The sequence below is a fragment of the Mesorhizobium sp. M1273 genome (assembly GCF_040318195.1).
Lineage (GTDB): Bacteria > Pseudomonadota > Alphaproteobacteria > Rhizobiales > Rhizobiaceae > Mesorhizobium.
This window is the reverse complement of the sequence record NZ_JAMYLV010000025.1, coordinates 28704-46338: the sequence shown is the minus strand read 5'-3', so window position 1 is coordinate 46338 and position 17635 is coordinate 28704. Positions and strand designations below refer to the sequence as shown.

The following is a 17635-nucleotide window of genomic DNA, read 5'->3' as shown; positions in this document are numbered from 1 at the left end:
CGCGGGATGGTGCACATGTCTGATGATGAACAAACCGCTGCGGCGCGCTGGTCGGTGAAGTCCGAACTCCGCGCCGTCGGTCGCGACAAGCCGCTGCTCGCGGTGCTGGCGGCGATCCTCTGCCTCTATTGTGCGTTTATCGCCGGACCGATCGTCTATGCGGTACTGGCCATCAACGGCATTGCGGATTTCTTCAAATGAAGCCAGTTCCGGCGATCTCGCTGCGGTCCGGCGCGCTGCGTCTACCCGCGCCGAAATTGCTCGGCCTGGATGAAATTGCTTAGCCGGGATGAAACTGTTCCCGTCTATCGTTCGTACCTGTAGCGGGTACGGGAGGACACGTGACGATAAGAATCAGGCTTCCAGGCGGGACTTTGAAGATCAAGAAAAGGGACGAGCTGCGGCGTCGCGAGCAGAATCGCGAGGTGCCGGTTTGGCAGGTCGGCAATTACTTTGTCATCTGGTGGCCGAGCGGCGTGTCCGATCGCCCATCCTCGCCCAGAAAATCCTCGCCCAGGAAATAGCCCGCGCACCAGACGATGCCGACTGGGTAATGACGCCTCCGTGCGGGATCGGGAACGGCCGCGCGCACCAAACTTCCGAGACCGCTCGACTAGCCCCAGAAATAGTCAGCGGGCAGGCATTGACTCTTCCGCAGCGGAAGGTCTCTGATGCTGCATTGCACAATGGGGTGGCGGAATCGATGGCGGTGCGTATCAGGATGCCTGGCGGCACACTGAAGGTGAAGGTGTACCGCGAATTGCGCGACCGCGAACGCGCCCGCCGCATACCCGTCGTCAAGATCGGCCGGATCTATTTCACCTGGTGGTCGAACCGCCAGCGCCTGATTGATGATCAGTCGCCAGGATGAAGCTCCTTCGGCCGGCCCTGCCCGCCTGGCACCGCGAAGCCTCCGCAGCTCGCAAAATAAGTTGATGATCCTGCTGTTGACTCTTCCGCAACGGAAGGTCTCTACTTACCGCATTGCACACAATTGCTGCGTTGCACAACGGGAGTTGAACCGATGGCAGTGCGTATCAGGTTGCCTGGCGGCACTCTGAAGATGAAGACCTATCGTGAGTTGCGGGCCAGGGAACGCGACCGCCGCGTGCCTGTGATGAAGATGGGCTCGCTGTATTTTGTCTGGTGGTCGAAAAGCCAGGACCCTCACCAGAAGCCGCAGGACAGCAGACGGTAGCCCGCCGGCGCGGTGGGTCTGCGTCGGCGATGAACCCTGACAATTCCGAAATACCGCCCGGTTGTAGGATTTCTGGTCGGCTTGCTGTGCCATTGTTGGTGCGCACAGCATCCCGAGCGGCCCTCGCAGAGCAATTCTTCTGACGAACTTTTCGGCGATTTTCAAATGGCCTCCAGACTGGCGGACACGCGCGTTTGCAAGCTTGCAAACCACCGCCGCTTGTCGCAAATAATTGTCCGCGGGCGGGCGATCAGGAGTCATCCATTGATGAATGTCCAATCGCGCATGCATGCTTTCCTTCGCTCAAGCCCCCTCCGATATTATTTTCACCTCGCAAAGGCTCGCCTTGCCGGGTCTCCGCAATCAGACGAAAGTGTAATCCTGTCGCAGATTGTTGGCCAAAGCCCGAAAACGTTCTTGGAATTTGGTTTCCATCCGACGGAGTACAACTGCATTGGGCTTAGTGAATTCAGGGGTCTGCTCGTCGACGGCGACGCAACGACCGTGCGGTTGGCGCGCTCGCTGCTTCCAAAGCGGATTGAAGTGCGCCAGAGCTTCATTGATCTCAACAACATCGAAAGTCTCGCCACGCATTTTCCGCAACTTGGAGTGCTTTCCGTCGATGTCGATGGAAACGACTACTGGTTTCTGCAAGCCTTGCTGCCAGTGCGCCCGGCCGTCATTGTCGCGGAGTACAATGCCAGCTTCGGGCTCAACCCCGTCACCGTGCCATACGATCCGTCGTTCGATAGGGCCGCAAAGCACGAAAGCGGTTGGTATCACGGCGCCTCGATCACCGCTCTGACGCAGCTCTGCAATAGTCACGGCTACAAACTCGTCGCTGTCTCGGCGGCTGGCGGCAACCTGTTCTTCTTGCCGCAGACTGTGGCCTTGCCCGGACTAGAGCCTGTGGAGGCGTACCGCGAGAGTGCACTTCGCAACGGCTGGTCAGGAACCACGGCGAAGGAGCAATGGGAGCGGATCAAGCACATGCCCTTCGTGACAGTGAGCTAACCGTGTGATGAGCATTAACCCAAAGGCATCATTTCACGACCCGGTCAGGCCGCACCAGGGCGTCAGCAGGGACGTCGGTTCGCACTATGGAACCGGCGGAGATAATCGCCCGATCGCCGATCGTGACACCCTTCATGATCATGGCACTGTTCCCAATCCAGACATCGTCTCCAATCACGATCGGAGCGGAGCGGATGCCAGGGTCGACTCTAGGATGGCCCCGCTTGAAGATGGCTTGCATCTGCGCGAAGCGCTTCTTCGGGTCCATAGGATGCGAGTTGGTGTCGTGGATCGCCACACCCCATGAGACGTGTACCCGCTTTCCGATCTTGATCCCCACCGGGTCTGACGACCAAATCGTCGAGCTTGGGCCAAGATAGAACCAATCATCAATCTTGATCCGACCCTCGTGGGCAAAGACCTGCAAATGCCCATCCAAATGGCTGTCCGCGCCGATTGAGACGCGAGACCGGTCGCCGTGGATATTAAAGATCTCTGCCCCGGCGCCGAACTTCGTGCGCGGCCCGATGACGGCATTCTCCCTAGCGGCGCCCGTGGCGATCCACGACCAAAAGCGGCGGCGAAGAGTGAGAACGGTGGAGAAGACGCGCATTCGCGAACATCTGCCACACAGGACCATTCCAGTCTAGGCTCCGAAGAAGCCCCGGCGCGACAGACATCGGAGTTCCTCAGCGTCGAAAGTTCCGTGACGCAGACTGCCCGCAGCATTCGGATGGAGCTCATCGCCCATGTAAAGCAACGAGGTCAGGTAGCCGATGCCACTCTCACCACCTACGTCGATTAACGGTATGGACAGCAGCTTCGCCACTTCGCGCTCGGCGTTGAAGAACTGGTCCATGGTGTTGCCCTGGCCATTCACCCGACCTATCCGGTGCGTCGCGTGTCCAGGGCTGCCGCTGTAGGTGCCAATCATGACGATCTTGGCGTTCGGCGCACGCGCTCGGATGGCGGCGCACGCCGCCCACAGCGAACCATAGTGAGTGGCGTAGGTCGTGTCGCCGAGAGCGCCCAGGGGCGTCTCCTGCGCGCCAAAGGCGTTCGGGCCCGGCTCCAGGATTACCAACTCCGCGTCGACCGGAATGTTGGTGATCGCATTGGACATTCCGTAGCTCGGATAGGCGGTGGTGCTCAGCCCCAAGGCCGAGCCACTGACGGCTAGATTGGTAGGGACCATACCGGTCAGACCGGCGAGGACGGGAACGTAGTAGGCTCCGGCCGAAATACTAGAGCCGATCAGCGTCAATTTCTTACCAACCAGGGCGGCCGAGCCGTCGTCATATGGATCGCCGCCGATGTTGGCCGGATCCGACAGTAGGCCAAGATACAGAGCGCCATTGGCGACTGCCGTCACGCCGGCGCTTTTGGTCCAGGCCGAGTTGGAGAGGTTTTCCGAAGACGAGAAGACATTCGGCCCACCATTGATGCTTAGAGCCGACCTTTGGACATAGAATCCAGACACACCATCGCCGACATACGGGTGACCGCCAGCAGACGGGAAAATACGCTGTTGCCAGTTCGTCGCGGCCGTGGCCGTTGCCGTCTTCGTGACCGTGCATTCGTACCAGCCGTTGCCAAGAGCGACGATGCTCGCGCCCGTGCCGGTCGCAGTCCCGGTGTCGAGATTGAAGGTGCAGTCGAAGATGACGGCGTTGTTGGAGTAGAGATTGAGACGATTGCGTTCGGCCTTTTTGGCGGTGACTTTCCAGACGATATTGTCGCCATTGACCACGGACCTGCCCTGATAAACGGAAGGATTGCCAGAGCCGACCATTTCGACAAGCTTCGACGCCGTCATTCGGCCTCTGACGGTCACGTCGAGGCCATCGACAAGCGGAGGCAGGGAGATCAGCACCGGTTCATAAGGGCTGACCGTGGTGGTAACCGTCACGTTCTGCTTCGTGAACGCGGCGTTGGCGGGGTCGCTGCTCGGGAACAGGTTAGCCGGCAGGCCCTGCTTGCGCAGCACGATACTGCGAATGTACATACCGCTGGTTCCATCGCCGGTGAACGGAAAAACGCCAGCAGCCGACATGCGTGCCTGCACATTGTTCGTAATATTTGCCGCAGCCAGGACGACAGCCTTGCACTCGTACCAGCCGGAGCCAATATCCGTGATGGCAGCGCTGACGAGGTTCGCGCCAGAACTGCTTGAGACGATACCCTCCTCAAGATTGAAGTTGGCTGTATAGGCCGCACCAGCCCCCGCGTGAATAAGCTGCAGAATGCTTCGCTCTCCAGCTTTGGCAATGGCAATGTGCTCGATCGTGTCGCCCGACACAAAAGAGTAGGATCGATATACAGATGGGCTGACTGATCCGGCCGCCTCAGTTAGCCTGGCGGTCGGAACGCTAAGGCCTTCGATCATTGCAAGGCTATCGACGCTCGAAAGGAGAGCAGCCGTTGCCGCGCGAACGCCCGTATCGGCCGCCACAGGCCCGGCCGTGACATTGTACAGCCTAAGCACACCAGTCGAAACCTCCGTCCAGAAATACTCGCCGACATCGACATTCCTGCCCAGCACCGCCGCGGCGGCGGCGCCGGCGAGCCCTGCCGACGCCGCAAAACTGAACGTCGGCGCCACTGTGTAGGAGCCCGGCGCCGTGATCAGTATCTGCGTCAGCGCGCCGCCCGCCACGACGAAGCGGCCGGCAGCGCCCGAACCGGTCCCGCCGGTAAACGCCAGGTCGAACGTGCCGTTGGCGCCGCCGGAGCCTGGCGTGATCGCACCGTTGCCGGCGACGCCGAAGCCGATTGCCGCCGCAGTCGTCGGGAAAATGCCCTTGCCGTAGAGCGAAGCGTCGCGTGCAGCCTGAGCGCTGATGACGGCGGCCGCGGCCGCGACGGCATCGGAATTGGTGGCAGCCCGGTCGGCTGTGGTTTGTCCGGCATTCGCGGCGGAAGCGGCGGCACTGGCGGTTGCCTGGCCGGCGCTGGCAGCGGCGGCATCCTTCAGCGCCTGGGTTTCATCGCGCAGCGCTTCAACCTCTTCGACCACATCGGCGATGTCGGGCGGAACGGATGCGGCGATGGTGATGGCATCGGCGCCGATGGCCGGCTCGTCGGCCGTGAACTCGAACACGCGGTCGGCGTTGACCGACCCGACCTGGGTGTGAACGGTCGTGCCCTTCTGCAGGGTGCGCGTAGAACGGGCGTCGGCGGCGCGGAACCAGTCGCCTTCGCTCGCCGTGTAGATGCCGTTCTGCGTCGGGTCGGCCTGGTCCTTGACCAGCACGCGGTCGCCGACCTCGGTCGGCACGCCGTCGATGGCCTGCAGGCCGTGCAGGAGGATGTCGGCCGTGGTTGCGAGGCGCACGGGTTCGCGTTCGCCGGTCAGGAGACGAACGGCGGCAGTTGCAGGTCGGGACATGAGGGCTTGCTCCATAAAAAAAGCCCCGCATAAGCGAGGCTGGAAGGGGGTTCGGTGCTGTCGGTGGGAGACTTAAGCTACGCGGCCGGACACCGCGCTATCCGGCGCAGCCGGCGATTTACATTTTCCGGACGGAGAGCGGCAACGCGGTCGAGGGCTACAGCAATCCGCCAATCAGCCTTCTTGTGCCGCCCATTGCCGCCAGCCCGCAGGCCATGCCGGCGCAGTCGGCGACCCAGTCGAGGATATCCATATCGCGCGCGATCAGCTGCACGCCCTGAAGCAGCTCGATCGCCGCGCCGGTAATGGCAAGGAGCAAAACCAGTCTCGTCTTGTGCTCCGGCCAGCCGAGGCTTCCGAGTGCCGCCAGCACCGCGAACGCCGCGGCGTGGTTGAGCTTGTCGTGCTGGAAGGTGAAGCCCATGTCCAACTCCTGCAGGAAGCGCACCGGCGAAAGCGCGAGCAGGAGGACGCCGGCCAAGGTGAGCAGAAAAACGATCCTTGCCATGGTCGGAAAAGTGTCTGTGCGCAACAGGTCAATCCTTCATCTGAAACAGGAGGCGATCCAGAAGGCACCACCGACTGGGACCGCTCGGCGGTTAGCAGGCCATAAGCCAGCATCGTGACCACAATCAGACCGCTGGCAAGTTGCCATCGCCGGCGGGGCGTACTCACCGGTGATCGCGCCAGCACTGATCTGGTCGAGCCGTGCATCACTTTGGGAGCAACGGAAGCACGTTCTCGTCAAGAAACTTCAGACGGCTGCCCAACATTTCGGCGTAGGCAGGGGTCGCCGGCACGTTGACGGGGATAATGTCCGCGACCGACTTTCCCTCTCGCGCGGCTTCGACCCACTCTTCCATGGCGCCTATCTAACCGTCCAGGGCAACATGGGGTGGACGCTGTCTAGATTCGGAGCGGCGTCATTCATGTTGTTCGCCTTCTGCTTTTGCCATCTTCTATTAGCCCAGCGCGCATAATCTCCAGCATCGCTGTGACGCTGTATATGATCGGCCCTGGTAGGGGTAGTATGTTTTGATACATGATCTGCCCCACCGTCGTCTCATCTCGAACATTAGCCTATAATCCTTGCGCACGCCAAAACCGTCGTGACTCGTCTATGCGTTCACTTCCAACCGGACCAAAGCGGAAGTAAACTCCGCCACCATTCAGAATGTGTTTAGGTGATTTTGTCGCGCTTCCATGGCGAAGACTTTGTATCGCGGCACGCACGCCAGCCTAACGGCAAATCCGCCAACTGTGCAACAGTTCCATCAAGCTCGACCACCTCGACCAAGGCCACTAAAATTAGGTCATCTTGATCAACTTCAGCTTCATTTCCGTAGAATTGCCACGACTCATTATCGTCGCCGTCATCATCATGTGACACATACGCAATCCAGCCGCCCCCCCTAAATATCTTCCGAGTCGACATAACGGCTGTGTTTTTTGGGTTTTCGAACTTCCATTCGGTCATATGTCACCTATTTATTCGATTTTTCTATATTCTCAAACCCAGCCGTAAGACGAAGATTTTTATGGCTATTTGATCCTGACGATTTTGTCTTGTCAGCGGGATTAACCGGATCTATGTGATCGATATGAGCTTCATTTTTTGGAGGAGTTACGCCTCTTTTGCTTTTCTTTGCTGGAATTATTTCTATACCACTCTCATCCGATCTCAAAATTCCATCATTCACCCTTTTATTTTCCTCGAAAATAGCTATCCTCTGCTTCTTTGTTGGATCCTTGCCGGACGCAACGTTGGGAGGATCTTCCAAATGCGTATAGGGCCTCCTTATTTCTCGGGCCTTGCCGGTCGAGATCGGAATCTCTTCTGCATTGACAGAAACCGGGGGAGCCCCACTATCCAGTACGATATCAGGTTTAGCATTCGCAGAACGCCCGGCAAGCCTTGCCACCACCTGGCTGCCAACTGCACTGAGTCCCTCGGCAAGGACATTGCCGCCCGCCTCCCAAAGCGCGCCGTTGGCAATTCCCCAGGGGACGCTCTGTCCTGTGTTGAAGGCGTATGCCCCGCCATAAGTGCCACCCGCCACACCCCCGACGCCAGTTCGGGCAGCAAGACCGATCAAGCCGTTCTCTGCCGCCGCGCCAACGCTTGCCCGGCCCAGCAAACCGAACAAACTCTCCGCCAGGTCATATCCGCTTAAGCCGGTGCCGAGGGCTTCCGCCGCCCAACCGGCCGAACCGGCCCGGTCCTCGGCGTCCTCGGTCTTGGCCTGTTCATCTTCGAGGAGGTGCTGGTAGTTTCCTCCCGACCAAGCGGAGTCCAGCCCGGCGGAGATCGCATCCGCACCGCCGGCGGCCGCGCCCTTAGCCGTGAGGCCGCCGACATCCGAGAACGCCAAGCCGAATTGCTGTAGCCACGGCATGGTGCTGTACTGGGCTTGGGCCGGATGTTCCCCGATCCACGCCAGCCCGTTCTTGAGCACTGCAACCTGGGCTTCCAACGACTCTGGCGCGACGTTCGGATCTTGGGCGGCCTCGGCTCGCCACTGGGCTTCCGCCGCCACAGAAATCTGTTGGGTTGTCGCCTTGCGGGCATCAGGATCGCGAACCGCCAGGACGATCGAACTCAACTTGGCAAGGCGTTTTTCGAACGGCACACCTTGGTCGATGTATTTCGCCGCCTGCTGGCCAGCTACGGCCCAGGGCATTGGCAGTATTCGGTCGAAGCCCAACTCCTGCTGAGCAGCGACGGCCCAGGTGACGGCAGCCTTATAATCCTCAGGAGCTGTGATCTTGTCCCAGTCCGGAGCATGGTTCGGGAACAGTTGGCCGACGTAACCGGCGGGATCGGCGCGCCTGGCACCCAGCACCAATTGCGCGGCGCCGGCCCTTATCTCATATTGCTCCCGCTCTTCCGGCGAGCCGTAGGGGCCGGGTTCAAAATCCCGAATCTGGGCGTGTATCGCCTGGTTCGGAACGGGTCGCATGTCGAAAACCGCGCGGCCGATATCAGCCGTTATGTCGAAGGCTTGGAGACGCTTGCCGCCATCTTCGGCGCCGTACACGGCAGTGAAGTCTTCGGCACCCGGTGTCTTGCCAGAATAGCTGCCGGTATTGGCAATGGCAGCCGGCGCGTTCTGCAAGGCGATGTCGATGTTCGTGCGCGCATCGACCAGGCTTGCCACAGTCGCTACCTGCGCCTTCTGGCCGAGATCCTGAACCGTGTCCGGTGACAAGTCGGCAATCCAGGGTCCTGCGGCAGCCCAAGCCGTATTTCCGACGGGCCCCACGGAACCCGTGCGGATAGGTGTTTCGTCGGACGGAAGGCCACCTACGGGCGCTTCGCGCGTCGCCAGCACGCTGGACCCACTCGCCCGAGGTCCGCCCACAGCTTCGATGGTATCGTCCTTAGTCCTGCCGTCCGTTGAGACCGGCCCAGTCCCCAGCACCTCCGCAGCGCGCTTCGGGTCCTTGGCGATCATCGCCCGGACAAGCGCCTTTGCCGTGTTGCTGCGCCAGTCGGCCTCGGCCGCCTGGCGGGCCACCGGGTTGCCCATCTTGCCGATCAGCTCGAGCCCGCTCTGCCTGATCGCCTCGAACGTGCCGCTATCGTCCGGGTCGCCCTGCGCGATGGCGCTTGTGTAGCCGTCCTCGACCTTGCTCCACTCGGCCTGCTCATAGTTCTGGCGCCGCGCGTGCTGCTGCGCGGCCATGCGCGCCGAGCCGGCCAGCCGCAATGCCTGCTTTTGGGCGAGAAAATTGGCGCGTTCGCCCTCCGGCACTTTCGCTACGGTGTCGTCGAAGATCTGGTCGAACAGGCCGGGCCTGACGACGCCGTCGCTGCGCGGATCGAGCTGGCCATACATGAAGTCGTGCAGGCCGCCGCCGTCGGCCGGCGCGGGCTGCACCGCCACGGCCTCGGCGTGGGCGATGCGTGCGTTCAGCTCGCGGCCGATAATGTCGGCGTCGAACGCGTCCTGCTGCTGCTTCTGTTGCTTGAAGCGCTCGGCAATCGCCGAGAGCTCGTCGCCAAAGCCTTGCATGGCGGCGCCCACCGGCGAGCCGTCGGGATAGGAGGCCACAGTGCCGGTATCGAGGCGGCGCTGGGCAAGCTGGAGCGGGATGGTGGCCATCAGTAGAGGCCTCCACCCGGCGCCGGCGGGAAGGCGCTTCCGCCGAACGTCACCGCCTTGGCCGGGTCGTAGATGCCGGAGATGCCGGACACGAGATTGCTGCCGGCCTTGAAAATCGAGGCGCCCACCGCCTGCCTGCCGGAAAAGCGCGCGATCGCCGCCTGCGTGGCGAGACCGTTCTGGCGCAGCTGCGAGCCGTACTGGATCGCCTTGAGGTCGAGCTGGCCCTGCCTTGCATTGGCCGCCATCACCTCGGTCGGCGAACCAGAAATAGCGACGCCCGAAGCGCCGGCCTGGGCACGCGCCTGCGCCTGCAGCAGATCCTGCTTATGGCGCTCCTGGCCCTGCTCGAAGGCCGAGCTTTGGGCGTCGGCCCGCGCCTGCTGTTCATAGGCCTTGGCCTGGTACTCGGCCATTTGCTTCGACTGCTGGCCTTCCGCCAGCGCGCCGCCGACCGAAAGCGCCGTGCCGATAAGAGCTAGTGTGCACATGGTCAGCCTCGTTCGCCGGCGGGAATGAATTTGCTTTTGATGCCGCCGACCGGTGCGCCGATCGCAGGGCGCCGGTCGAGCACACCGCCCGGGCTGAGGAAGGACAAAAGCAGCCGGTCGGCCTGGATTGCCGGGCGGCTGAGACGCGATGGCGCGGCGGCGCGCGGGCCGGCCATGGCGGTGCGCCGGATGGTGGTCAGGTTGATCTTCAGGTCGACGGCGCCGTCGGCATCGAAAAGGCCGTTGGCGGCGATGATGGCGCGGCTCAAGGCATCGGCCGCGAACAGCTCCTGGCGCAGCTGCTCGATCAGCCAGTGGACCGTGCGCCAGCGCTCGCCGAGCGCCTCGGCCTTTGTCCTGACCTCGTCGCCGGGCGCAGGCGTGGCGACGGCAGCTTCGGCGGGGGGTTCGTCCAGGGGGGCGCCAACGCGGCGCTCGTCCGCGTCCTCGATGGTTTTCTCGATCAGTGCGATTTCAGCGTTGCAGTCGTCCAATGCGGCACGCGCCGCCGTCAAATTTCCGGCGCCGAAGATCGCGTCAAACTTTTCCGTTTCCAGCTCGCCCTTGCGGGCGATCGCATCGTTGAGGTCGGTGTCGAGCAAGGCGATGACGGCTACAAAATCGGCAGCCGTCCGCGCCTTGCCGAGTTGCTCGGCATGGGTTGGGGTCACGGGTGGGTTCCTTGGTTGGGGAAGCGATGGAAGACGGAGCCGGCCATCTCCCCCCTCGAGGGGGAGATGGCCGGTAGGCCAGAGGGGGTCGTCTCGCGTGGAGCTCCAACCCCCTCAGTTTGCGATGGGAGGCCGCGTCAGGACGTGCCGACCCCCTCTGTCGCCTTCGGCGACATCTCCCCCTCGAGGGGGGAGATCAGCAGTTTCTAAGGCTCGGCGTCGAACACCGGTGTCATCGCCCTGATTGTGCAGGGCGTTGGATTGACGTGGCGGATCTTCACCCGCCCCTGCCCTTCCCAGCTATCGTCGATCGGCACCTCGACATTGCCGGTGAACAATTTCGCCATCCCGTCGGGTGCAACCACAGACGGAATGCGAACCTGCTCCCAGCGGCCGCGGATGAACGACTGGACCTGAAGCCCGGTTGTGTCGGTTTCCAGCAGCGAAAGAATGAGCTTGGCCACCTTCTTGCGCCGCCCGACGATCGATCCGTCGCGACCGCCGACGTCGAGCTCCAGCGTGTTGGCTTCGGACTGGTAGCCGAGCCCGACCTGCCATTTGGCTGCCGTAGCCCCACCGGGCAGCGAAACCGCGCCAGCAGCCACAGCAAGGCCCTTGTAGACCTTGCCATCGGCCAAGACGTCGAGTGTTTCGCCGTTGAGATGATCAAGCCCTGAGACCGTGCCCACAGCGGCGCCCGAATAGGTCAGGCCGCAGTCGACTTCGAATGCATCGCCGATCCCGCCATACTCGAACGGCGCGGTCTTGATTTCGATATAGCGCCTGGTCACGCCGCCGATCGTGCGCTTGACGATCAGCCAGAGATCGTCGTTGCCGTCCTGGCCGGGCGTCACCACGGCGCTTTCGACAACGGCCCAGTTCGATCCTGCGAAGCTTCCGGCGATCTGGTGGATGTGCATGCCGCGAACGTCCTGCGACGGCTGGTGCGTGTAGCCGCCGAGTTCGCCATCCCCGAGCGGGAACCAGAGCAGCGGATCGGGGTCGGTCTGGAAGGCGAGTTCGACGACGCCTTTCTTGGGAATGTGCTCCGATATCTGACCGACATCGTCGGAGGTGAAGCGGCCGGTGGCGTTTTGCGTCAGCTCGGCGATCGATTTCCGCGAGCGGGTGACATAGAGGAACGACTGCCCCGCATCGACGGGACGCAGCGGGGCACAACCGAAAGTCCGGGACCGGCGGTTCTTGAACGAGGACGGCGTCAGCGCCTCGTCGATGCCGGAACCCGACAGCGCCCTCACCCCGCCAAGCGTTCCGATGATCAGCGCACCGTCCGATTCCGCCACCCACGTAATGTCATTGGCCTGGCCGCCACCTGCCTGCACGAATTCCAGCGCGTCGGTGTCTTTCTCACCGGTGGCGAAGTTGTCGAAATCGCCGGTTTGCGAGGCATAGACCGAGAATTTTCGGCTGAACGCCAGGCGCTCCTCGTAAAGCGAACCGCTCTGGACATACTTGCCGGGCACGAACGTGCCGAGACGCCAGCGAATGATCGGGCTGAGATCGGGCAGAGCATGCCCGTACAACTGGACCGTGACCACCGTGGTGCTGGTCCGGGCAACGACCTTGGCCCAGCGCCAGAAGCCATCCGCGCCAAGCAGACGAATGGCGCGGCCGATATCGCTGGTCTGGAAGCCGATGCCGTCGTTGATGCCGACGATCGAGGAGGCCGAGAGATCGAACGGCGTTTGCGACGGCGCGTATTCGTGCAGGGCCAGTTCGGCGATAGCGGTTCCATCGCTGCCGCCACCTGAAAACAGTAGCTGATAATATTCGTAGGCAACCGTGTTGTTGAAGCCGTCGAAGAAACGGGTTTCCGACTTGGACCAGCCGGTCTCTCCGTCGCGGCTGTCGAGCGTCGTCCAGTCGGTGCCGTTGTGCGAGGCCTGGAATTGCCACTGGCTTGGCGATGCAGTGTCTGAGTGATCATTCGTCGCGGTAATCCAGTAGGCGTCGACCGTCTTGGCCCCGCCGCCGAACTGGTAGCGCAGATACCCGCTCGGAAAGCCCGCTATGTTCTCCCCCTTCTGCTTGTCGCCATCGAACACCTGCCACACGTCGGATGAGCCGTTGCTGTTGCTGACCGTGCCGCTTGGCAGCGTATTCGCGACCATGACCGGCATGGCGTTGCCGGTTGCGGCCGGCGTTAGCGTCGTGGCGGTGGTGTTGATCTTGTCGTAAGGGCCGTCGAGAAAGACGAAATCGGCCAGCGTCCAGGTCGTGTGCGCGGTGCGCGTCAGCACTTTGACCGGATGATCCTTATGGGTGATCCACATCTGGTCTGCCGACTGGACGAATTGCAGGTCGAAGAGATCGGCCTCGGGATAAGGCGAAACGACTTCGACCGTGCCGACGCGCGCGCCATAGGCATAGACGCGGATGTAAAGATCGCCGAATTCGAGCGCATAGGCCTGATCAGCCGAGAAGATGAACGGGATCAGCCGTGTCGCCTTTGACGGAGCCTTCACCTGCGCGCAAAAATAGGTGCCGCCACGCTTCCTGATACCGCCATGCGGCAGCGTGACGAAATTGGTGCATTTGGACAGCGCCGCCCGGTAAAGCTCGAGCGAGGCGCGAGCATGCAAGCGGGGAGAAATCTCGCCGCGGATGAAAGCATCCTGGATCGGATAGAGCGTGGTCATCGGCCGACGCCCCGGCTGTCGCCGCGCTGGAAAGCCCAGGACGTCGTCGAAAATCTGCCGCCGCGCTGGATCGCATTGGCCGAGTAGGCTGCATCCAGCGCCCTGTCATAGGCGCTACGGGCGACGTCGATCATGCTGGCCTTGTGGGTCAACGGATGGGCGATCTTGATGGCGAGCGCCGCCACTAGCACCTCGGTGAACAGCGCGTCCCAGTCGTTGGGGTCTGTCAGGTTGGCGACATAGCGGATGATGCGCGGCCCGGCCTGATCCGAATAGATCAGCCCGGCCTCCTGCCGCCATGAGAGCGGCACGCCATCCGGCTCGCCATTCCCTGTCAGCGGCAAGGGCCGCAGGCAATCGGCGGGAAGCTCATAGGCGAAGTTCAGCGTGCCAGCGCCGCCGCCGGTGTCGAAGCCGGCGACCGAGGCCGCCAGGATGGCGAAGACAAAGGCATGCTTGGTCAATTCGGCCTCGCGGGTCAGGTCGAAATGCAGATTGAGCAGGCGCGCCGCCTTGGCGTCCTGGTCGAGGCTTTCGATCGGCGCCTCGTCGAGCACGGCGAGCGCCATGTTGGCGATGTCGAGCGGGGTGATGGCCATGGCTCAGGCCTCTGTCTGTATGGTTGGTCGGAGAAAACGGGGCATGGTGCCTCCACGGCAAAAAGCCGCTTCGAAGCGGCTGGGGATTTTTTGTGATTTGTGGCTTGGGCAGAACGTTGCACGTCTCGTGCACGGGGGCCGTCACGACGCCACCCGCCCGTCATGAAACGGCGTGGCAGACGCTTCGTCAGCCGTCTTTTTCCCATTCGAGCAAGGAAGACGGCAATGCTTCGGCTATTGCAGTTTCACGACACCGCCGCGCAACGCGGCGATGTCTTGCCTGAATTGTGTCAGCCGACGTGTGCGCCGGTCGAGATCCCTGTTTCAGCTGACTTGGCAAAGACGCTTGCTTTCACCCTTCCGGCACCTCCCGCCAAAGCCAAGCCCCTGTCCAGGGCGTCCTGAAGACTTGGCGTGTAGTAGGCGGTGTCTTCCAGGCCGCTGAAGAAGTTTATGCGATGAACTTCCCCTTTCTTGCTCATGACAATGCCCGCTTTTCGGAGCACTTCCTGAACTGTTTTGTACTTCATGTTCATGGTGACCTCCCTTACCAAGACAAGGCAGCATCGCCCTTTCTTGTAACTGTTTGGTGCCGTCGATTGGCCAAAGGGCAACATGAATGTTGTAGCGAACGCCAAAATTCACATCACTCCGACGCAGCGCAGCGGGTGAACTTGGGATTCGCCGACCTGGTGTCCCGAAGGGGCGGGACGTCTGACGCCCGCTCCTTCGCCCGATCAGGCCTCGGTCGTCTTCAGCGCGATGAACGTCATGTGCTTGACGCTCGACGCCGTGCGGTCCCAGTTTGCCGCCAGTGCCAGCTCGGCATCGGTGGCGAATTCGCCGGCCGAGGACGCATCGAGGAAGCGGGTGCCCGGCACATGCGGCACGAAATGCCGGCGGCCGACCATTTCGGTGACGCCGCCGCCATGGCCCTGCCGCGGCTTGCGGTCGAACTCGAGCGGGCCGCCTTCGGTATTGACTGGCAGCTCGTTCCACAGGATTGCCTTGTCCTTGAACATGAACGCCGTGTAGACGCCGCCGGCAACCGGAATGTCGTCGTCGACGACAGCCCTGAGCCCCATGTAATAGGGGATCAGCGGCCCGCCCTGCTCGGACGACGGCACATAGTCGATGAGGTCGGCGAGCTTCAGCGCCTTCATCTGTTTCGAATGCATCCAGATCGTCTTGAACTTGTCGGCGCGGTCGCCCATCAGGTAGGCGGCCTCGATGATGTCGGTGTCGACGATGGAGGCGCCGGTGACGCGCACCAGGTCACTGCCGTCATTGGCGATGTTGTCGGCCAGCACGCCTTTCAGTATGCCCAGCAGCGTCAGCTTGTTGGCGCGCTGCCAGTAGTCGGTCTGGCGGCGCACGACAAGCTTCTGCGGATCGTCGCCGGCAAGGATCGAGGTCAGGTCCGGGATGCCCCAGGCCTGCGCACGCACATTGCGGGCCGCGACTTCGCGGCGCGCGCCGATCTTCTTCATCTCGATCGAGTCGGCCGGGTCGTCGTTGACCGGCTCGGACGGATCGTTGCCGAGGTCCTTCCAGCCGGGCATGTCGACGGAACGTCCGCCCAGGCTGAGCTTCGAGGCGATCGACGGGTCGGAAAACAGGATCCCGGCCTGGTAAATCTCCAGCGACTGGACGTGCTCCTCGAACGAGTATTGCGCATAGACGGACGGAACGATCGCGTCCGCGATACGGGTATAGGCGTCTGCCATTTTTGTCTTCCTTCAGGTTTGGGTTAAAGAGGATTGTTGGGCATCCACAGGTCGGGATTTTCGCCGGCCTCGCGTGCCAGCCGCCGGGCGCGGGCGGGGTCGCTTTTGACCAGGGCTGAGATGCCAGTCAGGTTGCGCTCGCCGGCGGCATTGCGCTTGAAGGGATTGCCTCCGCTCAAGGCAGCATTGCCGTCGATCGTGTCTTCGCGGAACATCGCCTCGCCGATGGCGTGGAACGCCTTGGCGATCTGCGGGTCGGTCAAGGCACCGTCCGGCAGAAGGATGCCCTTCGCCTTGTAGGCATTGACCAGGCCGAGCTTCTTCATCGCCCGGTTGGCGACCTCGAGCTTCTGGCGAAAGCCATCGCTGCCGGTCGGCCCCCAATCCCTGACGAGGTCGTCATGCGTCGTCTCGACCGAGCGGGCAACAGCGATTTGCTGTGCCTTGGCCTGCTCCGCCATGTAGCCGACGAAGCGGTCGTGATAGGCCTGTGCGACCTTCGGGGTAGCACCTGCCTCGACCGCCCAGGCCTTGGACGCATTGGCGAGCTCGTCCGAATAGGCGAAGTTTTCGGGGAGCCCGTCGGGGCGCCGGTACTCGACCTTGTCGGGTGAGGTCAGCGGACGCATCGCCTCGGGCAGCCGGGCATGGAACCTGTCCCAGTCTTCCGCGGCTGCATCGGCTGCCGGAACGCGCAGGCTCTCGCCCTGCTGCCGCTCCAGCTCCGCATAGGAGGCGAAGACCCGATCGAGGCTTTCAGGCTTGGTCCAGCCCTTGGTTTCAGCAAGCTTGCGGTTGCCTTCGGAAAGACCGTCAAACCAACTTTTGGCCGCAGGCGGGGCGGACCCGCTGTCCCCGTTGGCCGGTGGCCGTGCAAGGTTGCCCGCCGGTGGCGTCGCCACCACGGACCCGGCGTCTGCCAGATCTGTCATGAGAAGATTCCTTTTGTTGACGTTTCAGAGGAGAGCCGATGGCGACGCTGCCAATCTCCCCCCTCGAGGGGGAGATGGCCGGCAGGCCAGAGGGGGTAGCCGCGCGTGGAGCGCCGACCTCATCTGTCGCCGGGCGTCGCGCCCGGTCGAACCGACCCCCTCTGTCGCCTTCGGCGACATCTCCCCCTCAAGGGGGAAGATTAGCGCCTACGCATTATCGCCCCAGTTCTCCCAGAGCAGGGTGATGGTGCCCGACACCGCCAGCGTGCCGTCGGCGTCGATATCGGTGCCGGTCGCAAACGCCAGGTTGAGATAGAGGTCGACCGGCGTCACGGTGCCGTCGAGCGTCAAGGCTGCGGCAACATCGGCAATCGACGCGCTCGACGGCGCGGCACCCGCGCCATCCAGCGTGCGGCCGGTCGCGGCCAGCACATTGACCATGGTGCCGGCAAGCACCGCGCTCGATGCTGCCGTCGAGCCGAGCGACCAGGTCAGCGCGGCATTGTCGTTGATGGTCGAGGCGCGCGGCGTCAGCACGGCGAACTGCAGTCTTGCCGTGCCGCCCTTGATGCGGACCTTGCCATCGAGAAAGTCGAAGAGCTTCTGGCTGGCAAAGCCCTGCGCATCGGTGACCGGCACCGGCATGGCATTGAAGGAGAAGACGGTGCGGTAGGCGCCGCCCTGCCCAGTCGTCCTGGCGGTAAGCCCCGCCCTGGGCGGGGCAAGGCCGGCTTCTCTGGCGGCGGCACGCGAAAGCGTCCGGGGAAGACCTCGGGTCATTTGATTTCTCCATTCTTGCGGGATTGAAAACGGGGTCGGCTGGGCCGCCGCACGCAACAGCGGCAAAAG

The 17635-nt window shown here is 62.5% G+C and carries 17 protein-coding genes; 4 read left to right on the top strand and 13 right to left on the bottom strand.

Annotation, left to right across the window (positions count from 1 at the left end):
• Window positions 1–15 precede the first annotated feature (15 nt).
• From NKH30_RS23225 to NKH30_RS23210, 4 genes are all read left to right on the top strand, one after another.
• Window positions 16–201, top strand: coding sequence for a hypothetical protein (locus NKH30_RS23225; RefSeq protein ID WP_352564268.1), 186 nt, complete (start codon window positions 16–18; stop codon window positions 199–201).
• 502 nt (window positions 202–703) lie between these two features.
• The gene (locus tag NKH30_RS23220; protein WP_023675755.1) at window positions 704–871 is read left to right on the top strand and encodes a hypothetical protein; all 168 of its coding nucleotides are present in this window, start codon (window positions 704–706) and stop codon (window positions 869–871) included.
• 153 nt (window positions 872–1024) lie between these two features.
• Window positions 1025–1198: a hypothetical protein gene (locus tag NKH30_RS23215; protein ID WP_352452704.1), complete on the top strand. Its 174-nt coding sequence runs from the start codon at window positions 1025–1027 to the stop codon at window positions 1196–1198.
• Between the two features lie 267 nt (window positions 1199–1465).
• On the top strand, window positions 1466–2212 hold the full coding sequence (locus tag NKH30_RS23210) for a hypothetical protein (RefSeq protein WP_352474245.1): 747 nt from the start codon (window positions 1466–1468) through the stop codon (window positions 2210–2212).
• 28 nt (window positions 2213–2240) lie between these two features.
• On the opposite strand, the gene NKH30_RS23205 is transcribed toward NKH30_RS23210, so the two are convergent.
• The 13 genes from NKH30_RS23205 to NKH30_RS23145 all read right to left on the bottom strand — a co-directional run bounded on the left by NKH30_RS23205 (window position 2241) and on the right by NKH30_RS23145 (window position 17566).
• Window positions 2241–2825, bottom strand: a complete 585-nt coding sequence (locus NKH30_RS23205) for an acyltransferase (RefSeq protein WP_352458146.1) — start codon at window positions 2823–2825, stop codon at window positions 2241–2243.
• 33 nt (window positions 2826–2858) lie between these two features.
• The gene (locus NKH30_RS23200; RefSeq protein WP_352997247.1) at window positions 2859–5615 is read right to left on the bottom strand and encodes an SGNH/GDSL hydrolase family protein; all 2757 of its coding nucleotides are present in this window, start codon (window positions 5613–5615) and stop codon (window positions 2859–2861) included.
• 142 nt (window positions 5616–5757) lie between these two features.
• Entirely contained in the window at window positions 5758–6132 is a 375-nt protein-coding gene (locus tag NKH30_RS23195; protein WP_352997245.1) for a hypothetical protein, read from the bottom strand.
• Window positions 6133–6780: 648 nt separating this feature from the next.
• Complete coding sequence (locus NKH30_RS23190; RefSeq protein ID WP_352997243.1) at window positions 6781–7077, bottom strand: hypothetical protein; 297 nt, start codon at window positions 7075–7077, stop codon at window positions 6781–6783.
• Window positions 7078–7084: 7 nt separating this feature from the next.
• Window positions 7085–9706: a hypothetical protein gene (locus NKH30_RS23185; protein ID WP_352997241.1), complete on the bottom strand. Its 2622-nt coding sequence runs from the start codon at window positions 9704–9706 to the stop codon at window positions 7085–7087.
• Entirely contained in the window at window positions 9706–10197 is a 492-nt protein-coding gene (locus tag NKH30_RS23180) for a hypothetical protein (protein ID WP_352501172.1), read from the bottom strand. The genes NKH30_RS23185 and NKH30_RS23180 overlap by 1 nt, the downstream gene beginning before the upstream one ends.
• 2 nt (window positions 10198–10199) lie before the next feature.
• Window positions 10200–10868, bottom strand: coding sequence for a hypothetical protein (locus NKH30_RS23175; protein ID WP_352851807.1), 669 nt, complete (start codon window positions 10866–10868; stop codon window positions 10200–10202).
• A 206-nt stretch (window positions 10869–11074) separates the two neighbouring features.
• Complete coding sequence (locus NKH30_RS23170; protein ID WP_352997239.1) at window positions 11075–13528, bottom strand: phage tail protein; 2454 nt, start codon at window positions 13526–13528, stop codon at window positions 11075–11077.
• The gene (locus NKH30_RS23165) at window positions 13525–14127 is read right to left on the bottom strand and encodes a phage connector family protein (RefSeq protein ID WP_352997237.1); all 603 of its coding nucleotides are present in this window, start codon (window positions 14125–14127) and stop codon (window positions 13525–13527) included. Before NKH30_RS23165 ends, NKH30_RS23170 begins: the two co-directional genes overlap by 4 nt.
• A 290-nt stretch (window positions 14128–14417) precedes the next feature.
• Window positions 14418–14663: a hypothetical protein gene (locus NKH30_RS23160; protein ID WP_031211513.1), complete on the bottom strand. Its 246-nt coding sequence runs from the start codon at window positions 14661–14663 to the stop codon at window positions 14418–14420.
• A gap of 201 nt (window positions 14664–14864) precedes the next feature.
• Window positions 14865–15854, bottom strand: a complete 990-nt coding sequence (locus NKH30_RS23155; protein ID WP_352749432.1) for a Coat protein — start codon at window positions 15852–15854, stop codon at window positions 14865–14867.
• Between the two features lie 23 nt (window positions 15855–15877).
• A complete protein-coding gene (locus NKH30_RS23150) occupies window positions 15878–16786 on the bottom strand; it encodes a hypothetical protein (RefSeq protein ID WP_352997235.1) in 909 nt (302 codons plus the stop codon).
• A 207-nt stretch (window positions 16787–16993) separates the two neighbouring features.
• Window positions 16994–17566, bottom strand: a complete 573-nt coding sequence (locus NKH30_RS23145) for a hypothetical protein (protein ID WP_352997233.1) — start codon at window positions 17564–17566, stop codon at window positions 16994–16996.
• Between the last annotated feature and the right edge of the window lie 69 nt (window positions 17567–17635).

Coding starts and splice junctions, on each gene's coding strand:
- NKH30_RS23225 (WP_352564268.1), top strand. CDS start 16: ATGTCTGATGATGAACAAACCGCTGCGGCGCGCTGGTCGGTGAAGTCC.
- NKH30_RS23185 (WP_352997241.1), bottom strand. CDS start 9,706: ATGGCCACCATCCCGCTCCAGCTTGCCCAGCGCCGCCTCGATACCGGC.
- NKH30_RS23155 (WP_352749432.1), bottom strand. CDS start 15,854: ATGGCAGACGCCTATACCCGTATCGCGGACGCGATCGTTCCGTCCGTC.
- NKH30_RS23165 (WP_352997237.1), bottom strand. CDS start 14,127: ATGGCCATCACCCCGCTCGACATCGCCAACATGGCGCTCGCCGTGCTC.
- NKH30_RS23170 (WP_352997239.1), bottom strand. CDS start 13,528: ATGACCACGCTCTATCCGATCCAGGATGCTTTCATCCGCGGCGAGATT.
- NKH30_RS23205 (WP_352458146.1), bottom strand. CDS start 2,825: ATGCGCGTCTTCTCCACCGTTCTCACTCTTCGCCGCCGCTTTTGGTCG.
- NKH30_RS23215 (WP_352452704.1), top strand. CDS start 1,025: ATGGCAGTGCGTATCAGGTTGCCTGGCGGCACTCTGAAGATGAAGACC.
- NKH30_RS23220 (WP_023675755.1), top strand. CDS start 704: ATGGCGGTGCGTATCAGGATGCCTGGCGGCACACTGAAGGTGAAGGTG.
- NKH30_RS23145 (WP_352997233.1), bottom strand. CDS start 17,566: ATGACCCGAGGTCTTCCCCGGACGCTTTCGCGTGCCGCCGCCAGAGAA.
- NKH30_RS23200 (WP_352997247.1), bottom strand. CDS start 5,615: ATGGAGCAAGCCCTCATGTCCCGACCTGCAACTGCCGCCGTTCGTCTC.
- NKH30_RS23150 (WP_352997235.1), bottom strand. CDS start 16,786: ATGACAGATCTGGCAGACGCCGGGTCCGTGGTGGCGACGCCACCGGCG.
- NKH30_RS23180 (WP_352501172.1), bottom strand. CDS start 10,197: ATGTGCACACTAGCTCTTATCGGCACGGCGCTTTCGGTCGGCGGCGCG.
- NKH30_RS23190 (WP_352997243.1), bottom strand. CDS start 7,077: ATGACCGAATGGAAGTTCGAAAACCCAAAAAACACAGCCGTTATGTCG.
- NKH30_RS23160 (WP_031211513.1), bottom strand. CDS start 14,663: ATGAACATGAAGTACAAAACAGTTCAGGAAGTGCTCCGAAAAGCGGGC.
- NKH30_RS23210 (WP_352474245.1), top strand. CDS start 1,466: ATGAATGTCCAATCGCGCATGCATGCTTTCCTTCGCTCAAGCCCCCTC.